Source organism: Planktothrix sp. FACHB-1355 (assembly GCF_014748295.1).
In the GTDB taxonomy this organism is placed as follows: Bacteria; Cyanobacteriota; Cyanobacteriia; order Cyanobacteriales; family Aerosakkonemataceae; genus Aerosakkonema; species Aerosakkonema funiforme_A.
In genome coordinates this window covers 1-4,773 of record NZ_JACJUP010000479.1, presented here as the reverse complement: position 1 = coordinate 4,773, position 4,773 = coordinate 1, and the positions used below count along the sequence as shown (strand labels likewise).

Sequence of the window (4,773 nt, the reverse complement as noted above, 5' to 3'; positions counted from 1 at the left end):
ACCTGAGTGGGACGCCCCAAAATCAACAAACCAATCGGGTCTGTGCGCGGCAGCAACGACAAATTGGTAAGATCGTAAAGTACAAAATCAGCTTTTTTCCCCACAGTCAGCGAACCGAGTTCATCCGCGACATTTAATCCCTTAGCACCGCCGAAAGATGCCATTTCTACAGATTGACGCGGCGTTATCCAATGCTGATAATCTAAATCAGTGACGTTGTGGAGGAGAGAACCAATTTTAATAGCTTCCAGTAAATCTTGCGAATCATTACTGGCAGAACCATCGCAACCAAAAGAAACATTTACTCCCGCTTGTCGATATTTCAAAATAGGCGCGATCCCGCTACCCAAGCGCAGATTGCTGAGGGGATTGTGTACAACAGTAGATTGAGTTTCTGCTAAAATAGCGATATCCTCATCGGTTAAATGAACGCAGTGCGCTAAAGAAGTCCGCTCACTGAGATAACCGAGCCTTTTCAAATGTTCGACAGCACTACAACCGTATTTTTCTTGCGCCAGCAATACTTGAGCTTTCGTTTCCAGCAAGTGAGAATGGCGGCAAAGATTGTAGCGCTCGCTCAATTCTACACACCCAGTAAACAAAGCATCCGAACACAGTTGAATGCCCGTTGGCGCAACCAAAATATACACCCCTTCCGACGGGTTGTGAAATTTATTTACAGCATCTTGTATTAATGCTAAAGTTGCGCCAGTCGAGCGAATATAAGCATCGTGTTCCTGTTCGGTACCGCCAGAGGGAACGCCAGCCGTGAGAGATTCATCTTGAATCAGAGGCGCGATAAAAGCGCGGATACCAACTTCTTTGTAAGCGCGAACCGCAGTTGCAATAGTTTCGATTTCTTTCCCAGGAATCAAAACCAAGTGATCGACAACGCTTGTCCCTCCAGACAGTAAAGTTTCTACTGCCGTACCCAAAGCCGTCAAGTAAATTTGCTCGATTTCCAGGGGTACAAAGTCGTACAGTTCCGCCAACCACAATTCCAGCGGAACGGGACGAATTGCTCCCCGCTGCCACATTTCCGAGGAGTGGGTGTGGGCGTTGACAAAACCTGGGAGTAGCAGTTTGTTTTGACAATCTACAACAGTACCGATCGCCTCTAGATTGGGCGCAATCGCCGTAATGCGATCGTCCACCACTTGCACATCAACGGTAGAGTAACCGCGATCGACGGGAACCAAAGCTTTCTGGAGAGTAAAAGTCACGCAATTTACCTTGAAATTAAGAATTTAGAAAATTTTACGAGTTTTGGCGCTAAAAAGTAGTATTCAACATATAAGTGTAATTCGATTTTGAGCTACAACAAACCTGTAACTCAAAACTCAAAACTCAAAACTATTATGATACCTCTGCGTACCTTGGGCTTACCCCCAAATGCTTGGGCAGTTGATGCCCAAATAGCCGATATCACCCGCCCACCCCTAGAACCGCAGCCTATTACCCTGGCGACAGAAACCAAAACGCTGCGCCTGGATTTGGCAAAAGCCGCCATATTGGTAATTGATATGCAGAATGATTTCTGTCATCCCAATGGCTGGTTAGCGCATATAGGCGTAGACGTGACACCCGCACGCACTCCCATCAATCCCCTCAAAACTCTCCTACCAGAATTGCGAAATGTCAAAGTTCCCGTAATTTGGCTTAACTGGGGAAACCGCCCCGACTTAATCAATATCAGTGCCGGACTGCGCCACGTTTACAATCCTACCGGTGATGGTGTCGGTTTGGGCGATCCTCTACCAGCCAACGGTGCTAAAGTTCTGATCGCAGGCAGTTGGGCAGCTGCTGTTGTCGATGAATTACAACAAAAACCAGAAGATATCCGTGTTGATAAATACAGAATGAGCGGTTTTTGGGATACACCATTGGATAGTCTCCTGCGGAATCTGGGAAAAAGTACTTTATTTTTTGGGGGAGTGAATGCAGATCAATGCGTAATGGCGACGCTGCAAGACGCTAATTTCCTCGGTTATGATTGCATTTTAGTAAAAGATTGCACTGCCACTACTTCACCGGAGTATTGCTGGCAAGCCACTCTTTATAACGTCAAACAATGTTTTGGTTTCGTCACCGATTCTCAAGCTATCTTAAAAGCAATTAGTAATTAATTGGATGTCAGTTGTCATTGATTAATGACTGACAACTGACAACTGACAACTGACCGATAACAAAGGACGGATAAAAAATGAATAATCGCTGCATGATTCCGATCGCTAAATCTCCCAGAGACTATCAAGCGTATCGCATCAGCCCCCACGATACCAACCGGTTAGCGATCGTCTTCGAGCCGGCAAGTGCTGATGTATCGTTAACTTTGTGCGTAGAAATTTTTGATGTCGGCGGTAAAACTCCCCCCAATCGACATAATCTAGCTGTAGAAATGTTTTTTATCCTCAAAGGAGAAGGTAGAGCAAGCTGCGATGGCAAAACAGTCCCCATTCGCGCCGGCGACAGCATATTAGTACCGCCAACCGCAACTCACGTAATTGAAAATACAGGTTCGGAACGTTTGTACGCCCTTTGTTTTATGGTTCCCAACGAAGACTTTGTAGAATTGATTCGCAGCGGCACACCCGTGGAATTAGATGAAGACGATTTAAGAGTTCTCGGTCGTGCAGATGCGCTAGTTCCCTGCTGAAAAGAAGGCTATCCCGTATTTATGGGGATAATAAGATCTTATTTAACTCTAGGGTGATGAGTCATTGGTCATGCGTTATCCCTTATGGTATTTTTGCTACTTGAGCGAGTATTTGGTGGACATTGCCCACCCTACTGACCAATACCCAATGCCCAATGCCCAATGACCAAAGAAACAGTTTCGATGTTAACCAGAGATGGGGTGCGTCTTTTTGCCGACATTTACCGACCCGATAGCAAAGGTACTTATCCGGTATTGCTGATGCGTCAACCTTATGGTAAAGCGATCGCATCTACAGTTGTCTACGCTCACCCCTCTTGGTACGCATCCCAAGGTTACATCGTCGTCATTCAAGATGTGCGCGGACGCGGTACATCAGAAGGCGACTTTAAACTGTTTGCCCGCGAAATAGAAGACGGTTTCGATACTGTTAATTGGGCAGCCCAACTACCCGGTAGCAGTGGCGCAGTCGGGATGTATGGCTTTTCCTACCAAGGCATGACTCAACTCTATGCCGCCACCGCAAAGCCACCCGCCTTAAAAACTATTTGCCCCGCTATGATTGGCTACGATTTATATACCGATTGGGCTTATGAAGGCGGAGCGTTTCGTTGGCAAGATAACTTGAGTTGGGCAATTCAGCTAGCAGCAGAAACCGCTCGTTTGCACAAAGATGAAAAAGCTTATCAAGCTCTTTACACCGCTTATCGTAACTTACCTTTGTCCGACTTAATTCCCGCCCATCCGGAAATATTGAAAACTCTCGCACCCGACTCTTTTTATCATGATTGGTTAAATCATCCCAAACCGGATAAATATTGGCAAACACTTTCGCCAAAAACCTATTTTCAAAACGTAGATATGCCTATGCTGCATATTGGGGGATGGTTCGATACTTACTTGCGCGGTACGCTGCATTTATATAAAGAAATGGCATCCCGCAGCGCTTTTCCTCAGTATTTGTTAATTGGCCCTTGGGGGCATCTACCTTGGGGGCGCAAAGTTGGTGCAATAGACTACGGTGCGGCTGCTGTCAATCCGATCGATCTTTTGCAAATTCGCTGGTTTGACCAATTCCTCAAAGGCAAAGATACGGGATTATTGAAAGAATTACCCGTCTGTCTATTTGAAATGGGCAGTAACTTGTGGCAATCTTTTAAAAAATGGCCGACAAATCATCGTAAACCTTTCTTTTTGTCAAGTAACGGTTTAGCCAATTTGCGGGATGACGCCGGCAAATTAGTGAGAAAAGAGCAAGCAGCAAACAATCCAAAATCCCAAGATGTATTCGTACACGATCCTTGGCGACCGGTTCCCGCTTTGGGAGGTCATGCTAGCAATCCGCCCGGTGCTTTCGATCGCACTGCGATCGACTGTCGCACAGATGTTGTAACTTACACATCGCCACCGTTAACAGAAGATTTGCACATAGCTGGAGACGTAGCGGTAGAAGTCTACTGTACAGTAGATAAACCTAGTTTTGATTTATGTGCCGTACTTTCCGAAGTGCAAACTAATGGCAGCGTCTATAATTTTACCCAAGGATACGTGCGAGTCGAAGCGGATCGAAAAACAGCACCGTTGACAATTTCCCTTCAGCCAACCTGTATGAGAATTGCCAGACGCAATCAATTGCGCCTCAGTTTGAGTGCAGCTTGTTTTCCCGCTTATCCCGTCAACCCCGGAACTGGTGACTTACCTGCCGAAACTCGTTTAATTGACGCTCAAATTATTACCGTGACAGTACAAAGTGGCGGGAATTTTCCTTCGCAAATTTTACTGCCCATTCAAACTCCGTCCGTTTAGTTAAATGCGCCGAAAGTTGACCCGCAACCCATCCTTGGGATGCAGCATCGGCACCGCATCCAAGGTGAGATTTTGTTCGGGCAACAATTCCCAGGTATAGTTACGCAGCAGGTGCGCCGCTACAATTTTCATTTCCATTTGGGCAAAAGCGATGCCCAGACAAATACGCGGCCCACCGCCAAACCCTATTAAGCTAAACTCTTGTTTTTTATGCTCGGCGCGTTCTGGGCTAAGTAGTCGGACAAAAGTAATCGACACTGTATGAACTTTTGTTAAGGCACTTGCAGGAGTGCGATCGCTACCCACGGATA

The 4,773-nt window shown here is 46.2% G+C and carries 5 protein-coding genes; 3 read left to right on the top strand and 2 right to left on the bottom strand.

Translation table 11 applies throughout. The features are described from left to right. Positions 1–1,223: amidohydrolase family protein (locus tag H6S82_RS18785; RefSeq protein ID WP_191056543.1), on the bottom strand; the 1,223-nt coding region annotated here is incomplete at its 3' end. A 135-nt stretch (positions 1,224–1,358) separates the two neighbouring features. Between H6S82_RS18785 and H6S82_RS18780 the strand changes: the two genes are divergently transcribed. The 3 genes from H6S82_RS18780 to H6S82_RS18770 all read left to right on the top strand — a co-directional run bounded on the left by H6S82_RS18780 (position 1,359) and on the right by H6S82_RS18770 (position 4,462). Further along, positions 1,359–2,126 (top strand): cysteine hydrolase family protein, encoded by a 768-nt coding sequence (locus tag H6S82_RS18780; protein ID WP_190475377.1) that lies wholly within the window; start codon positions 1,359–1,361, stop codon positions 2,124–2,126. 77 nt (positions 2,127–2,203) lie between these two features. Further along, a complete protein-coding gene (locus H6S82_RS18775; protein ID WP_190475360.1) occupies positions 2,204–2,656 on the top strand; it encodes a cupin domain-containing protein in 453 nt (150 codons plus the stop codon). Positions 2,657–2,818: 162 nt separating this feature from the next. Continuing rightward, complete coding sequence (locus H6S82_RS18770; RefSeq protein ID WP_242057013.1) at positions 2,819–4,462, top strand: CocE/NonD family hydrolase; 1,644 nt, start codon at positions 2,819–2,821, stop codon at positions 4,460–4,462. Here the strand turns inward: H6S82_RS18770 and H6S82_RS18765 are convergent. Further along, positions 4,463–4,773, bottom strand: a 311-nt coding sequence (locus H6S82_RS18765; protein ID WP_191056542.1) for a cytochrome P450, incomplete at its 5' end; no start/stop codon positions are given. It lies immediately after the preceding gene.

Coding starts and splice junctions, on each gene's coding strand:
- H6S82_RS18780 (WP_190475377.1), top strand. CDS start 1,359: ATGATACCTCTGCGTACCTTGGGCTTACCCCCAAATGCTTGGGCAGTT.
- H6S82_RS18775 (WP_190475360.1), top strand. CDS start 2,204: ATGAATAATCGCTGCATGATTCCGATCGCTAAATCTCCCAGAGACTAT.
- H6S82_RS18770 (WP_242057013.1), top strand. CDS start 2,819: ATGACCAAAGAAACAGTTTCGATGTTAACCAGAGATGGGGTGCGTCTT.